This is a genomic window from Rhodomicrobium vannielii ATCC 17100 (assembly GCF_000166055.1).
Classification (GTDB): Bacteria; Pseudomonadota; Alphaproteobacteria; order Rhizobiales; family Rhodomicrobiaceae; genus Rhodomicrobium; species Rhodomicrobium vannielii.
In genome coordinates this window covers 2,079,570-2,094,437 of sequence record NC_014664.1, presented here as the reverse complement: position 1 = coordinate 2,094,437, position 14,868 = coordinate 2,079,570, and the positions used below count along the sequence as shown (strand labels likewise).

Sequence of the window (14,868 nt, the reverse complement as noted above, 5' to 3'; positions counted from 1 at the left end):
ATGCGTCTGCATCTTAATTCTTGGACAGTTTTGCATCGAACCTTTCAAGAGCGTTACACAATTGCGCGATGTCTTCAGGCAACGGGCTCTCGAAAGATAGAACCTTCCGTGACGAAGGATGTTCGAACCTTAAGCCCGCGGCGTGAAGCGCCTGTCTCTCCGCACACGCAAAATTCCTTGCTGCTTCGTCCGGGAGGGCGAGCGCTTTTGTTCTAAAGCCTGCGCCATAAACGGAATCTCCTACCAGGGGGACGCCGATATGCGCGAGATGCACCCGCACCTGATGAGTGCGGCCCGTTTCCAGTTTGCATCTAAGGACACTCAGCGTGGCCGTTTTGTTCCACTTCCCCATTGCCGCGCTCTGGCTTTCTACATTTCCAAGCCGGAAGACGCGCTCGGTTGCGTAAATCGTGGCAGCCTCGCGCCCGCCATTGCGCACCACCGCCATCTTGATCCGCGATCCCGCATGCCGCGCGATCCGCGCCTCGATCCGCCCGGATGTGGGCTGTGGCTCTCCCCACACCAGCGCCAGATATTCGCGGCGCAACGCGCCCGTCCGGCCGTGATCGGCGAACTGCGCCGACAGACTGCGATGCGCCTTGTCCGTCTTCGCGACGACCATCAGCCCGCTGGTGTTCTTGTCGAGCCGATGCACGATGCCCGGCCGCGTAACCCCGCCGATGCCGGAAAGGCTGTCGCCGCAATGTGCGATCAGCGCGTTGACGAGCGTCCCATTCGGATTTCCCGCGCCGGGATGCACGACGAGGCCCGCCGGTTTGTCGATCACGATCAGGCTGGCATCCTCGTAAACGACGTTGAGTTCGATGGCCTCGCCCTCGACGGCGTAATTCTCGGCGGGCGGCGTCGTGACTTCGAACGTATCGCCGAGACGCACCTTCGCGCTCGGATCTGTCGAGGTCTCGGCATCGCGCCCCGCCGCCAGGCGCACCACGTGCCCAGCGCGAATAAGCTCTTGCAGGCGAACCCGGCTTTGTGTCTCTATCCGGCTCGCGAGAAAGCGATCGAGGCGCACGCCCGCGTCGTCTTCTGAAGCTTCATAGCGGGCGGGAGAAAATTCGTCGCTCGTCATTGACCCTCTGCCTGCCCCTCTTGAAAGCCGTCACCGGACTGGATCATCACCATGACAAACGCGCAAAGCCCGGTCCCCGGCCCCTGGACGCCCGAACGCGTCCGAATGCTCAAGATTGCCGTCACGATCATGACGACATTGCTCATCGCCGGCATCATCGCGCTCCTTTATGGAGTGGCGCGGCAGGCGGCGAAACTCAGTTCTGGCCCGGCATCCGCGACGAGGCCCGCTCTGTCAAGCCCGGCCACAGGGCCCGCGACCACGCCTTACGCGCAAACGCTTGCCTTGGGGCAGGGCGAACTCAGGAGCGTATCCGCGGACAACGGATCGATCATTCTGCACTATAAGGGGGAGGGTAGCGACACGATTATCGTACTGGACCCCCTAAGTGGGCAGGAGCGCGGCCGGTTTCAAGTCCCGCGCCGGTAGGGGGCAGCGGCCAAAGGGCGACAGCGGTGGGTCGGCGCGCTTTCGGCCTCCCCGAGTCCTTAGGGCGGCAGGGGCCGAAAGCGATGAGTACCGGCCTCCAAAAAGCCAACTGAAAGGCAGTCTTTACGTCCGCCTCCGCGCTTGACGTTACGTCATACGCCCCTCGGCCGCCTGCGCAAAGCTCGGCACTTCGGGTCGGCTCAAGTTTCGGTGCGTGTCGTCGGTTTTGCGCTTGATCGATGGCGCGGCGCATTCTAATGTGTGGCTTCGCTCGCCCCGTTCGTCTAGCGGTCAGGACGCGGCCCTCTCACGGCTGAAACAGGAGTTCGATTCTCCTACGGGGCGCCAATTAGCAAAAATTCTGCAATAAAAACAAAACGTTACAGCTAAAAACTGAAACCATTTTGGAAGCGGTTTCACATGCGGGCCACCTTCGCTGTTCCGCTGTCCGCAAGCTGCGCCCGGTTCGCAGCCCTGCAATAACGCTCGACCTCGTTCAAGGTCCAGCAGCCATAATTTCGTGCGCCGTTGCGCCCGCTTCGGCCATGCGCCGCGCGAACGCTTTGCGCAACCCGTGCGCCGAGCATTCGGGCGGCAGCCCGGCCTCGTCGCACCAAGCCCGGAAGACGCCGCAGAACGCTTTCGTGCCATAGGGCGTGCCCTTCGTTGAGACGAGCAAGGTCTGCACGCCCGTAACGGTTGCCGCGATGATCTTGAGCAGTTCCGGCTTGATCGCCGCGTCGACGCAAACGTGCGTCTTTTCCTGCGTCAGTTTCAGCCGCCCGCCTTTTACATGCTCGCGGGACAGGCGAACCACGTCTCCCTTCCGCTGCCCCGTTTGCAGAAGAAGCTCTAACGCCAGCCGCTGCCGCGTTCCGACGTCCCACCGCTTGCGGTATGCGGCAATCTCGGCCTCCGTCCAGCAGTGCCGTCCGTCCGTCTTGATGCGCGGCCGGGAAATGTCCCGCACCGGGTTGTCGTCGCGCCAGCCGAGATCAATCGCAAGCTTTACTAATTGTTGGGTCAGCTTGAGAAGGCTTCGCGCGCCTTCCGGGCCGCTGGCGAGCTTTTCGGTCATGCGAACTATGTCGCCGCGCTTCATGCTGCGGATGTCGCCATCGCCATATACGGCGGCCAAGCGCGACATGATGCGGCGACGGACTGCCTGCGTGGACGGCGCGAGCGCGCGAAAACGCTGGCTGCCTTGGTATGCGGCTACGAGAGCGGTTAGGCTGTAAGCGGCCGCACGCGGTCGCTTGGGCAGTTCCTCTGCCTCCGTGGCCGCGTTGTAGTCGGCGAGGAACGCGGGGCTACCTATTGGACCGCGCAGCGCGACCCGCTCTTTGCCCGGCTCTTCATAGTAGAGGTGTTCTTTCCCGTTCCGGCCTTTCTTTCGCCGGACGTATTTGAAGCTTTGCTGTGCAGGCTTTCCCATATGCTAAATCCTTTTTCCGTTTCACTTTCCACGACATGGCCGACGAGCGCGGCCATGTCAGTTTCGAGCCGCGAGCGCTCGAAAACCTTCATGCGCCCGGCCGAATACGGCGGGCGGATTTTTCCTTCATCGATCCAGATTTGGAGTTGGCGCAGCGACACGCCGATATGTTCGGCCGCCGCAGCGGGGCGCAGGTATGCCGGGGGGAATGTATTCAAGGCAGGTGCCGGGCCGCGCATGGGCGGCGTGAGTAAACTAAAAACGTGGCACTCTGAGACTGCCGCAGTCTTACTGCGGGCCACGGCGCTTTGCAACTCCCTCCCAGCTTTTCCCGCTACTTTTGTCATCGCCGGAATGGGCGCCGGCTTGAACTTCGCGCCTCCGCCGACTTCGCCTCATGAAGCACTTCCCCGTCACTCACCGTTCACCGGCTTTCTTTCTTCGATGTGAACCGGATGCCCGTTCAGCCTCTTCTCGACGCTCATTGCCGATGCTGTCTTCGCCTTCCACCGGCAGTTTGATCCTGATGCCACCTTCGCAGGGCTCCGGGAAAATTCGACGCCAGTTGTCGACCTTGTTAGTATCGTGATCGGTCTTATTGCTGAGCCGGTGCATCATCATTTGTCCTCTCAATGCTCTGACAAACAAACCATGTAGTTCAGCAAACTCTCGCTGCCAGGCGCTCGCACTAGAACTTCGCGTTTTCTGGGGAGTACCTGCTTCAATTTTGCCGAGCAAGTTGCTCGTCTGCCTCGGCATGAGTTGCCGCCACTCGTGGCAAAATCGACCGATGTCGAACTTCGGTACGGCGACGGCTTTTGGGGAAATAAGCGTTGCCACCGATATGCCGGATACAGAGCGCAGCATTTCTTCCTCATTCGTCGGCGTCTTGGCCGAAGAATACGCCGACCCGACGTGGAAGCCAGCGGTGTTTTCGCCTTACCCATAGGCATGTGTCATACAGCATAACTGATATTTGTTAGTCGACGATCTGGCGCGGGCTGCGCGAGTACTTCTGCCGATGAGATACGGCACCCGTGGAAGCTTCCGGTGAGCGCCCGATTGGCCCGCAGATAGGCGCTTCGGCTGTCGCCGCCTCTCAACTAGTGCACTGACTCATTCAGAAGGTGCAGATTGAGGCGGTTGAGCTTGTCGAAGATTTCATCGGCGGTTTTGGTCCAGACGAAGGGTTTTGCGTTCCGGTTGTGATCGGCGATGTAGCGCTTGATGGCGTCTTCGAGGTCGGCGACGGATTTGAAGACGCCACGACGGATGCGCCGCCGGGTAATGGCGGAGAAGAAGTTTTCGACCGCGTTCAGCCAGGACGCCGAGGTCGGCGTGAAGTGAAAAACCCACCTCGGATGATCCGCCAGCCAGGCGTCCACCTTGGGATGCTTGTGGGTTCCGTAGTTGTCCAGAATGACGTGGATGATCTTGCCGGCTGGGACCTTGCGCTCCACGGCGTTGAGGAATTTGATGAACTCCTGATGGCGGTGGCGCTTCATGCAGCGGCCGAGCACGGTTCCATCCAGCACGTTGAGTGCGGCGAACAGCGTGGTGGTTCCGTTGCGCTTGTAATCGTGGGTCATGGTCGCGCATTTGCCGGGCTTCAACGGCAGGCCCGGTTGAGTGCGGTCGAGCGCCTGGATCTGGCTCTTCTCGTCGATGGACAGGACCACGGCATGGCAGGGCGGGCTCATGTAGAGGCCCACCACATCCTCGACCTTTTCGGCGAAGGCGGGATCGTTCGACTTCTTGAACGTGCGCAAGCGGTGCGGCTGAAGGCGGTGGGCTCCCCAGATGCGCTGCACCGTGCGCAAGCTGACGCCCGCCGCCTTGGCGACAGCGCGTCCGGTCCAATGCGTGGCGTTTCCGGGGGGCTCGGAACACGGCAGCGCCAGCACTTTCGCGACGCTCTTCGCTGACAAAGGCGGCTTGCCTGGCTTGCGGGTCTGGTCGCGCAACAGCCCGTCCACCCCTTTTTCGGCGTAGCGCCGCTGCCAACGCCATACGGCTGGCCGGCTGACGCCGCTTAAGCGGGCGACGTCGAAAACGGAACGGCGCTCAGCAGAATGAAGCACGATCTTTGCCCGCTGCGCGTGCTTCTGCGGGCTGTTGCGGTCCCCGATGACCGCCGCCAAACGTGAGCGGTCTTCGGACGAGAGAAGGATGCAGACGGTTTGAGCCATGCCTGAAGCATGCCTTGCTTCGTCTGCTTTGTGAATCCTATGTTTGCGTCAGTGCACTAGCTGTCCTCACTTCATAGCAAACCTTGGCGCTGATTAACTAACCTGACGGGCACTGGCTGCGACACATACGCGGAAGACGAAAAAGCGCTATAACGTATGCGGCCGAAACAAACGGCTCCCTGCGGCTTCCTGTGGCCGCTAGCGTTAGCGCTGGCTCCCCTCCCCCCGGGGGTATGTTTAGGTTCTTTGTGGTATGCCAAGCCAATGCGGGCGCGCGGCCCCCGCAAAAGACGTGTTTTTGCGGGGCTGAAATTCGCATTTCGCTACACCACACCGGCTGCTAGAAGCCCGTTTCACGCCATCCACCTGAGCAGCGAAATCGACAGCGGATTTTCCGGTGTTGCAAAATTACAACTCAAAAATCGAAGTCCGTACACAGACAATAGGACCTTTTTTGCTACCTTAAGTTTTTGTTTTTATTAAAGTTCTTAATTTGTTCTTGACACATGCAAATTTGCCAACGTACCTACGCGCGAGTTGAACTAGCGTCGTTGATAGGGGCGCCAGAATGCGCCCCTAATCGTAGGCCTCTCCGATTATAAGCGCTGCGGCTAGTGATACCGTTGTGTTGGCTTTGGTGAGAAGTTTACCCTGCGGACCTGTTTCAACTGCCGCCTCCAACTCATCATTTGCTGCTACCCTGCTTCTGCCGTCACCATCTGGCGCGCGCTTTTTGGCGCGCCTATAAACAGCTCTTATTCTCTTACCCCTCCTTGCTGCATCTTTTTCCCTCCCTGTCGAGGCAATCGCCAGTCAACTAGGCGCTTCGTTGTCTCTCTCCTTCCGTGTTCAGTCAGAAACTTCCTGCTTGCGTCGTCGAAGGAAGCTAAAGAGAGGCCCCCGAAATTCGCACAGAGCCGCGCGGCATCGCATGCGCGAGCCGCCTGTCGCGCTCGCCGAAAGTCTCGCGCTAGCAGCGCGCGCCATTATCGTTTGTGACGCCGTTGCACCGCCTCGCGGCGAACCGGCCACCGAAACGGCGATGCCACATTGACGGCACCGCTTTAGGACGGCTTCATAAGCAATTTGGAAACCATCGCCCAAGCGGGCGCCCCGAACGCACGGAACGCATGGCCACCGACCTGAACGAACTCTCGAAGACCCTTTTTGCCGCCGCCGACAAACTTTGGACGAACAGCGCGCTCCGGCCGGACCAGTATGCGCAGCCGGTCCTCGCTCTTATCGCCTTGCGGCAGATGGAGGCCAAATTCGAGACGGTCCACGCGCAACTGGCGCCGAAATTCACCGGCCGCCTGAAGCCGAAGCCCGCCGACTACCAAGCGCGCGGCGCCGTTTTCCTGCCACCCGAGGCGCGTTTCTCGCGCCTCCTCGCGTTGCCGGGAACGGCCGACCTGGGCGCGGAACTGAACGAAGCGATGAAGGGCATCGCGGACGCCAACCCGGACTTGGCGAGCGCGCTTCCCCGTGGATACGGCAACATTCCCAACGACACGCTGCGCGAAATCCTGCGCCTCCTCGCGCCTCTGAAGATCGAGGGCGACGCATACGGCCTCATCTTCGAGTATTTCATGGGCGAGTTCGCCTCGTCCTTCATGCAAAAAGGCGGCGAGTATTTCACGCCCGCATCCATCGTGAAGCTCATCGTCGAAGTGATCGAGCCGTTTCACGGCGCGATCCTCGACCCGGCCTGCGGCTCCGGCGGCATGTTCGTCCATTCGGCGGAGTTCGTCCGCCGCCATCACAAGGCACCCGCGAGCGAAATCGCGGTTTTCGGCGTCGAGAAGATGTCGGACACGCTCCGTCTGTGCCGCATGAACCTGGCGGTTCACGGGCTTTCGGGCGACATCCGCGAGGCGAACTCGTATTACGACGACCCGCACAAGCTCATCGGCAAGTTCGACTTCGTCATGGCCAATCCGCCATTCAACCAGCCGGAGGTCGATCAGAAGCGCCTCGTCAACGACGCCGGGAAGGTGGACGCCCGCTTCCCGCTCGGGCTGCCCTCGGTCAACAATGCGAACTACCTCTGGATCAATCAGTTCTTCGCAGCTCTGAACGCCACAGGCCGCGCCGGTTTCGTCATGGCCAACAGCGCAAGCGACGCGGGCGGCAGCGAGCGGGAAATCCGCAGGAAGTTGATCGACAGCGGCGCCGTCGACTGCATCGTCGCCGTCGGCCCAAACATGTTTTACACCGTCACCTTGCCGGTAACGCTATGGTTCCTCGACAAGGGGAAGGCCACCGGCAAACGCGCGGACGAGGTGCTGTTCATCGACGCCCGGCATCTGTTCCGGCAAGAGACGCGGGCACACCGCGTCTTCGATCCCGAGCACATTGATTTTCTCGGAAATATCGTCCGCCTTTGGCGCGGGAAGGACATTCAAGTCGGGCCAAGCGCGGCGCTGATCAAGGAGGCCTTCCCACAAACTCAGTACCGCGACGTGCCGGGACTGTGCCGCGTCGCAACGCGCAAGGAAATCGAAGCCGAAGGCTGGAGCCTGAGCCCCGGACGCTACGTCGGCCTCGCGCCCGGTCAGAAGCAGGACGACCACGAATTTCGAGAGAAATGGCACACGTTGCGGGATGAACTTGAAAAGCTGAACGCGGAGGCTGAAAGGCTTCAAGCTATTATTAATAAACGAACTTTGGAGCTAATGAACGTATGAAGAGCGGCTGGCCATTCGTTCGCCTGGGTGAAGTCTGTGAAGTGACGCCTGGCTATGCTTTTAAAAGTCAGGATTGGTCCCATGCGGGCATTCCCGTTGTAAAAATTAAGAATATAGCTGGCGATGGGACCGTAGACCTAAACGATGTCGACTGCATACCTCCAACACTCTTTTCTAGGAAACTCGGGCGTTTCGAGCTGAGAGATGGCGATATAATTATTGCTATGACGGGAGCGACCGCAGGAAAAGCTGGGAGGGTAAGGACTTCACGTTCAATTCTTCTTAATCAACGAGTTGCAAGACTAAGACCAAATGACGTTGATGCTGCATTCTTCTGGGCATTAGTTGGAAGCAAGGACTACGAACGTATTTTTTTTAGATTAGCAGACGGTGCCGCTCAGCCGAATATGAGCAGTAGTCAGATAGAAGGAGTTTTGATCCCGTGCCCACCTATTACCGTGCAACGTCGGATTGGTTCAATTCTACGCGCGTATGACGACCTGATCGAGGTGAACCGGCGACGCATCGCGGTGCTGGAGGAGATGGCGCGGCGGCTGTTCGAGGAGTGGTTCGTCCACTTCCGCTTCCCTGGATATCAGGCCGATATCCCTCGTGGGCGCCTGCCGTCAGGTTGGATTTGGAGCACCTTAGGCGAGCTTGCGTCTGAAGTGCGTGATGCCGTGCTGCCGTCGGATGTAAGTCCCGATACCCCGTACGTTGGGCTTGAGCATCTGCCTCGAAGGTCCACGACCTTGGGTGAATGGGGAAACGTCGATGAAGTGACTAGCACCAAACTCAAATTTCGACCCGGAGACATCCTCTTCGGAAAAATAAGGCCGTATTTCCATAAGGTAGTATGGGCGCCCTGTGATGGAATTAGCTCGTCGGACGCTATTGTAATACGAGCGCGTTCAGATGACCTCACTGCCATTGTGCTTTCAGTCGCATCAAGTGATGCTTTCGTTGCACACGCCGTGCAGACCTCGAATGGAACCAAGATGCCGAGGGCCAATTGGCCTGTTCTGGTGAAATACCCCGTTCCCTTGCCGCCTCTTGAGCTGCGCGAGAAGTTCAGTGACTATGTGCTGAACGGTGTGCAGTTGGCCGCGACGCTGCAGGCCGCCAATCGGCGGCTAGTTGCTTCCCGCGACCTCCTTCTCCCACGCCTGATCTCTGGTGAACTTTCGGTCACCGCAGCCGAACGCGAATTGGAGCGCGCCGCCTGATGTCTCCCGCCGACCTCTCAAGCTCACTTTCAGGCGCGCTTGCGAGCGAGGGTGAGCTTGTCGAGGGAAGCGCCCTTGAGCTTTTCGAGGGTCTAGGCTGGGAGGTTCAAAACCTCTTCAAGGAGGTGTTGGGGCCAACAAGCCCGACAGGCCGTCTATCGCCTCGGACTGTCTATCTGCCAGCGCGGCTGCGGGCTGCGCTCCAGCGGCTTAATCCCGCGTTGCCGCCAAAGGCGCTTGCGCAGGCCGAAGACGAACTGACGGCCGACCGTTCCGCCATGTCGGCGGTGGCAGCCAACCGCGAGGTTTATCGGCTTCTGCGGGACGGCGTGGCCGTACAGGTGGCACAGGAGGACGGCTCGCTGAAGCCTGAGCGCGTCCAACTCATCGACTGGGTGAATGTCGACGCCAACGACTTCTGCCTTGCCTCGCAAATCTGGATCGCAAGCGAGAGCTACACGAGGCGCCCGGATGCCGTTGGATACGTCAACGGCATTCCCGTCCTCCTGTGTGAATGGAAGGCGCCCACGGCGCCTGTGCAGGAAGCCTACGACGCCAACCTGCGCGACTACCGGGATACGATCCCGAGGCTCTTCGACGCGAACGGTTTCACGCTGCTATCCAACGGGATCGAAACGCTCATGGGGCCGTCCCACGCGGCGTTCGAGGGTTTCGCGCCATGGAAGAAGTTAGAAGAAGACGGCCCGGACCGGCCGGACCTCGAAACCATGCTGCGCGCAACATGCGCGCCGGGGCGCTTCCTCGACCTCTTGGAAAACTTCGTGCTTTTCGAGGAAGGGCGCGAAGGGCTGCGGAAGCTGACGGCGAAATACCATCAGGTGCTCGGCGTCAATCGCGCTATCGAGGCGGTGAAGAAGATCGCCGACAATCAGGGGCGCCTCGGCGTCTTCTGGCACACGCAGGGCAGCGGCAAAAGCTTCTCAATGGTGATGTTCGCCGAGAAGGTCTTGCGGCGCCTCGGCGGCAACTGGACGTTCGTCGTCGTCACCGACAGGCAGGAGCTTGACGACCAAATCGCGCAGACGTTCGCCGCCACGGGGGCGCTGACGAAGCAGATAAGAGACGCGCAGGCGCAAAGCCGGGTGCACCTGCGAGAGCTTCTCGCGGGGCAAGAACGCTACGTCTTCACGCTCATTCATAAGTTTTCGACTGAGAGCTTCGAGCAGATGCCGGTGCTTTCCGAACGGAAGGACATCATCGTCATCACGGACGAGGCACACCGCAGCCAATACGATCAGCTCGCGACGAACATGCGCCGCGCATTGCCGAACGCTGCTTTCATCGGCTTCACGGGAACGCCGCTGATCGCTGGCGAAGAAGAGCGAACCCGCGATGTCTTCGGCGAATATGTTTCCGTCTACAACTTCGCGCAGTCGGCAGCCGACGGTGCGACGGTCCCCCTCTATTACGAAAACCGGAAACCGGAGTTGCAGATCGCTTCGGACGCACTGCGGGACGATCTGACAGCCCTTCTCGACGAAGTGTCTCTGAACGAGGAGCAGGAAAAGAAGCTTCACCGCGAGTTCGGGCGCCAGTATCACCTGATTACGCGCGACGACCGGCTCGACGAGATCGCGGCCGACCTTGTCCGTCATCTCTCAGCGCGAGGCTACCTCGGGAAAGCAATGTTCGTGGCCATCGACAAGGCCACCGCTGTCCGCATGTACGACAAGGTTCGGGTCCAGTGGGCAGCGCTGATTGCGGAAAAGGAGCAGCGCCTCGCGGCCACTCCGGACGAGGCCAAGGCCGCCTTGGCTGCCCGCCTCGACTGGATGAAGAGCCTCGATATGGCGGTCGTTGTCAGCCAAGGGCAGAATGAGATCGCCGACCTGAAGGCCAAGGGCCTCGACATCGTTCCCCATCGGAAGCGGATGCAGGAGGAAGACCTCGAAACGCGCTTCAAGAACCCGGACGATCCGCTCCGCCTTGTCTTTGTTTGCGCGATGTGGATCACCGGCTTCGACGTGCCGACATGCAGCACGATTTACCTCGATAAGCCGATGAAGAACCACACGCTTATGCAGACCATAGCGCGGGCGAACCGACGCGCGCCGGGAAAGGCCGCTGGCGTGGTCGTGGATTACGTTGGCGTCTTCCAGAACCTGAAAAAGGCGCTCGCGATCTATGCCGCCTCTCAGGGCGGTGACAGCCCGATCAAGAACAAGGACGGGCTTGTCGAGGAGCTGGTGGCAGCGCTCGCGTCGGCACGGTGCTTCTGCGATGAGATAGGCGTGGACCTAGACGCCATCCCAGCCGCAAACAAGCTTTCCCGCCTGAAGCTGATAGGTGACGCCGTGGAAACCCTTATCGCCCCGGACGAGCGGCGCCGGGAGTTCATGCGTCGCGCAGGAGGCGCGGTTCGCTCCTACAAGGCTTTGCTCCCCGACGACAAGGCGTCGGCGTACTTCAAACAGGTTGCGACGCTGCATGTGCTTGCTGAGGCTTTGCGGGCCAAGCTTGGTCCCGTGGACCTCTCGGCGGTCGCCGCAAGGATCGAAGCGCTCCTGGACGAACGGATCGAAGGTATCGCCATCAGCGCCCCGATCATCGAGGGCGACGAATGCGGCGGTCGCATTGACCTTTCCGATATCGACTTCAATAAGCTCGGCTGGCTGTTCAATCAGAAGCCCAAGACGACGGCGGAGAAACTCCGGTCATCTGTCGAAAAGAAGGCTGCGGAGATGGCAGCTCAAAATCCGTCTCGCGTCCATTTCGTGGAGAAGCTCGAAAAGCTCGTCGACGCCTATAACCTCGGGACGCTCGACGTCGAAGCCTTCTTCGACGCGCTAAAGAAGCTGATCGCGCGAATGGAGGAGGAAGAGCGCCGCGCCGTTGCCGAGGGCCTGACCGAAGACGAACTAGCAATTTTCGACCTCCTGACCCGCCCGGAGCCAAAGCTTACGAAGGCTCAGGAAGACGAGGTTAAGAAAGTGGCGCGGGAGTTGTTCGCAAAGCTGAAGGGGCTTCGGGTTGAGTTCTGGCGACAAAACCAGCAGACGAGGGCGGCCGTCCATTCCGAAATTCGCTTTACACTAGATGATTTACCGCAAGAGCCCTACCCGGAGACGTTATGGGAGGAAAAAGTCGAGGCTGTCTGGCAATACGTCTATCATAGGAACGGAAACCAATCCGGCGACGTTCGGCTGTAGCTTCGCCAAAAACAAACAGGGCGCGGTTTCGGCCGCGCCCTGTTTCAGTTTGGTTTCCTGTTGCGAGTGCAACCATTGTTTGTTGCGAGCTTCACTGGGTTGCCGTTGTCGAAGCATTTGGTGAGGTTGCAGTTGGTCTCCCGCTCACGGGACTTTAGCAAATCCAAGAAGACACCTCGCGAGACGGCGCTATTCGCCCTGCAAGCCCGTCTGCGGGCGCTTAGCTACAAGCCCGGTAAAATGTTGACGGCAACTTCGGTGAGGCCACTGCGGAGCCGTGGCGGCCATTCCAGCGAAAAGCTCGAAAAGGAGGGCGACTTCTTTTCCCGCATTCTGCGCGCCGGCCGCAACCTGATCGCGTTGGTTGCGATGCTATTCGGCATTCCAATCGGGGCGGCCGACAACCTGCCCGAAACGCTAGGGAAGGTTCAAGGCGTCGGCGAGGCTGTTTCCGGCTTCTCGACTTGGGCGCAGGAGCGGCGCGCGGCCGACTACCAAGACGGCACCTATCAAGGGCCGAAACCTTCCGTAAAGGAGGCTGCATAATGGGCACAGTCCTGACGTGGTTTCTCGGCCGGTTGACGGCTTGGGGCCTCGGCAATGTCGCAACCCTGCTTTCCGCCGGGCTCTCGAATTTCCTCGGACCGGCGGCGAACGCGCTGCTAGCTCTGCTCAAGGGCTTCGTGTCAATCATTGTCGACTTGAGCAAAAAGCTTCGAGGGGCGTTGCTGGCTTGGGGCGGGCGCTGCCGTCATTCTCGGGTGGTACGTTCACCACGCTTGGTCGACCGGGCCGACTTCTCGGGCCTGCAAGCACAGGTTCAAACGCTGCCGAAGCGCCCGGCTGTCGCCCTTCAGCGCAACCGTTGACACCGAGGGGGCGCGGCCGAGACCGTGCCCCTTTCCCCTTTTCTGCAAGCTTCGTCTGTTACCGATTTTCGCATCGCTATGAGCAAAAGTTGATGGCTTGAGCTTGAATATAATGTCGCGACAGATAGTAAGCATCCGGTGAGGGCCGCAGCGTGAGCGCTTGCGGTTGATGACTACGCCGCCAGTTGCAAGCCGGGCTGCTTCCATTCCCAGGGCAGCAGCTCATGGAGTCGGCTTTGCGGCTGGCCTGCGATGCGGGCGAGCACATCGGCCAGCCAAGCCATCGGATCGATGCCGTTGAGTTTGGCCGTCATGATCATCGTCATCATAAAGGCGGCCCGGTCGGCGCCGCGATCTGAACCGGCGAAGAGCCACGACTTTCTTCCGAGCGCAAAACCTCTCAGCGCTCGTTCGGCCGAGTTGTTGCTCAGGCAGATGCGGCCGTCGCCAAGGAAAGCGGCGAACCGATCCCAGCGCTTGAGCAGATAATCGATGGGCCTGGCGACGGAAGCCGAGCGCGACAATCGCGAGCGCTCCTCGCCAAGCGAGGTTTTCAGATCGGCCAGAAGCGGCGCGCTTTGCTTCTGGCGCACGCGCAGGCGCTCGCTGGCGGGAAGGCCGTTGATGGAGCGCTCGATGTCGAACAGCGCGTCGATGCGCTTGACCGCTTCCAGCGCAATCGGGGAGATGGCCGGCGCCTGTTTGCCGCGCTTCGCGTTGGCGGCGATGTCAGCCAGTTCGAAGAACTGGCGCCTGGCGTGCGCCCAGCACAGCGCCGAGACGATGGCGCCTTTTTCGCGCGCCGGATCGTAAAGCCCGTTATAGCCGCTATAGGCGTCGGCCTGCAAAATGCCGGCGAAGTCTCGAAGATGGCTCTCGGGATGCTCCTGCCTTCGGTCTCGCGAAGCGTAGTAAAGCGCGGCCGGCGGCGCGGTCCCGCCAAAAGGGCGATCGTCTCTGACATAGGTCCAGATGCGGCCGGTGACTGTCTTGCCTTTCGCCAGGATCGGCACCGTCGTGTCGTCGCCAAACAACCGTTCGGCCGAAAGAACATGGGCCTCGATCAGCGCCTGGAGCGGTTGCAGCGCCGCCATGCAGGACCCAACCTGATCGGCCAGCGTCGAGACGGAAAGTTCGACGCCTTCGCGCGCATACCGCTCGCTTTGCCGGTTGAGAGGCTGGTGCTGGCCGAACTTCTCGAACAAGATCATGGCCAAAAGGCCCGGCCCGGCAAAACCGCGCGGCGTTGCATGAAAGGGCGCCGGCGGTTGCGCGATCGCCTCGCAGCACCGGCAGGAGAACTTCTCGCGCACCGTTTGGATGACTTTCCAGCGGCGCGGAACAACCTCGAGCGTCTCGGTGACGTCCTCGCCGAGCTTCGACAGCTTCGTCGAGCCGCAAGACGGACAACATGTCGGCGCCGGGAGCACCACGCGCTCGCGCGGCAGATGCGCCGGGAAAGGCTTGCGCGATGGATGCTTGCGCGTAGAGGATGGCGTGCCTTGCGTCCGGGCTGTGGCTGTCTCGGCGAGAAGCTCGTCCTCGGCCGCGGCTGTCTCCAGCTCTTCGAGCTGAAGCTCCATCTGCTCCAGGAGCCGCGCCTTGTGCTCCGAGCGGCTACCGTAAAGCACCCGCCGCAGCTTCTCGATCTCGAGCCTCAGATGAGCGATCAGCGCGTCCGTGCTGGATGTCGCCGCGCGAGCGCGAGCCGCAACGGCCTCGGCGGAAAGGCGGGCGGCGCGCTCGGCGAGGATCATCGCATGCGCGGCGGCA

At 60.6% G+C, this 14,868-nt stretch carries 11 protein-coding genes, 1 tRNA gene and 1 pseudogene; 7 read left to right on the top strand and 6 right to left on the bottom strand.

All coding sequences use genetic code 11. The features are described 5' to 3' along the window. Positions 1–13: 13 nt before the first annotated feature. Positions 14–1,090 carry an RluA family pseudouridine synthase gene (locus tag RVAN_RS09610; RefSeq protein ID WP_013419534.1) on the bottom strand — a complete coding sequence of 359 codons (1,077 nt, stop codon included), beginning with the start codon at positions 1,088–1,090 and terminating at the stop codon, positions 14–16. 51 nt (positions 1,091–1,141) lie between these two features. Here RVAN_RS09610 and RVAN_RS09605 point away from each other — a divergent pair, with 51 nt between their 5' ends. Beyond that, positions 1,142–1,519, top strand: a complete 378-nt coding sequence (locus tag RVAN_RS09605) for a hypothetical protein (protein ID WP_013419533.1) — start codon at positions 1,142–1,144, stop codon at positions 1,517–1,519. A 273-nt stretch (positions 1,520–1,792) separates the two neighbouring features. Next, positions 1,793–1,867, top strand: a tRNA-Glu gene (locus RVAN_RS09600). Positions 1,868–2,015: 148 nt separating this feature from the next. On the opposite strand, the gene RVAN_RS09595 is transcribed toward RVAN_RS09600, so the two are convergent. From RVAN_RS09595 to RVAN_RS09580, 4 genes and pseudogenes are all read right to left on the bottom strand, one after another. Next, positions 2,016–2,666 carry a tyrosine-type recombinase/integrase gene (locus tag RVAN_RS09595; protein ID WP_049779324.1) on the bottom strand — a complete coding sequence of 217 codons (651 nt, stop codon included), beginning with the start codon at positions 2,664–2,666 and terminating at the stop codon, positions 2,016–2,018. Between the two features lie 167 nt (positions 2,667–2,833). Beyond that, a complete protein-coding gene (locus RVAN_RS20490) occupies positions 2,834–3,301 on the bottom strand; it encodes a helix-turn-helix domain-containing protein (RefSeq protein ID WP_169309536.1) in 468 nt (155 codons plus the stop codon). 70 nt (positions 3,302–3,371) lie between these two features. Continuing rightward, complete coding sequence (locus RVAN_RS20190; protein ID WP_155942414.1) at positions 3,372–3,821, bottom strand: hypothetical protein; 450 nt, start codon at positions 3,819–3,821, stop codon at positions 3,372–3,374. A 249-nt stretch (positions 3,822–4,070) separates the two neighbouring features. Continuing rightward, a pseudogene (locus RVAN_RS09580) lies at positions 4,071–5,143 on the bottom strand (IS630 family transposase). A gap of 1,130 nt (positions 5,144–6,273) precedes the next feature. Between RVAN_RS09580 and RVAN_RS09575 the strand changes: the two are divergent. The 5 genes from RVAN_RS09575 (at position 6,274) to RVAN_RS09555 (ending at position 13,095) form a co-directional block, all read left to right on the top strand. Then, positions 6,274–7,830 (top strand): type I restriction-modification system subunit M, encoded by a 1,557-nt coding sequence (locus tag RVAN_RS09575; protein ID WP_013419530.1) that lies wholly within the window; start codon positions 6,274–6,276, stop codon positions 7,828–7,830. Next, positions 7,827–9,056 carry a restriction endonuclease subunit S gene (locus RVAN_RS09570; protein WP_013419529.1) on the top strand — a complete coding sequence of 410 codons (1,230 nt, stop codon included), beginning with the start codon at positions 7,827–7,829 and terminating at the stop codon, positions 9,054–9,056. The genes RVAN_RS09575 and RVAN_RS09570 overlap by 4 nt, the downstream gene beginning before the upstream one ends. Further along, positions 9,056–12,226, top strand: a complete 3,171-nt coding sequence (locus RVAN_RS09565) for a type I restriction endonuclease subunit R (protein ID WP_013419528.1) — start codon at positions 9,056–9,058, stop codon at positions 12,224–12,226. Before RVAN_RS09570 ends, RVAN_RS09565 begins: the two co-directional genes overlap by 1 nt. 75 nt (positions 12,227–12,301) lie before the next feature. Then, on the top strand, positions 12,302–12,772 hold the full coding sequence (locus RVAN_RS20185; RefSeq protein ID WP_155942413.1) for a hypothetical protein: 471 nt from the start codon (positions 12,302–12,304) through the stop codon (positions 12,770–12,772). Continuing rightward, positions 12,772–13,095 carry a hypothetical protein gene (locus RVAN_RS09555; protein WP_013419526.1) on the top strand — a complete coding sequence of 108 codons (324 nt, stop codon included), beginning with the start codon at positions 12,772–12,774 and terminating at the stop codon, positions 13,093–13,095. The genes RVAN_RS20185 and RVAN_RS09555 overlap by 1 nt, the downstream gene beginning before the upstream one ends. A gap of 173 nt (positions 13,096–13,268) precedes the next feature. Here the strand turns inward: RVAN_RS09555 and tnpC are convergent, their stop codons facing one another. Next, complete coding sequence (tnpC, locus tag RVAN_RS09550; RefSeq protein WP_013418084.1) at positions 13,269–14,852, bottom strand: IS66 family transposase; 1,584 nt, start codon at positions 14,850–14,852, stop codon at positions 13,269–13,271. Between the last annotated feature and the right edge of the window lie 16 nt (positions 14,853–14,868).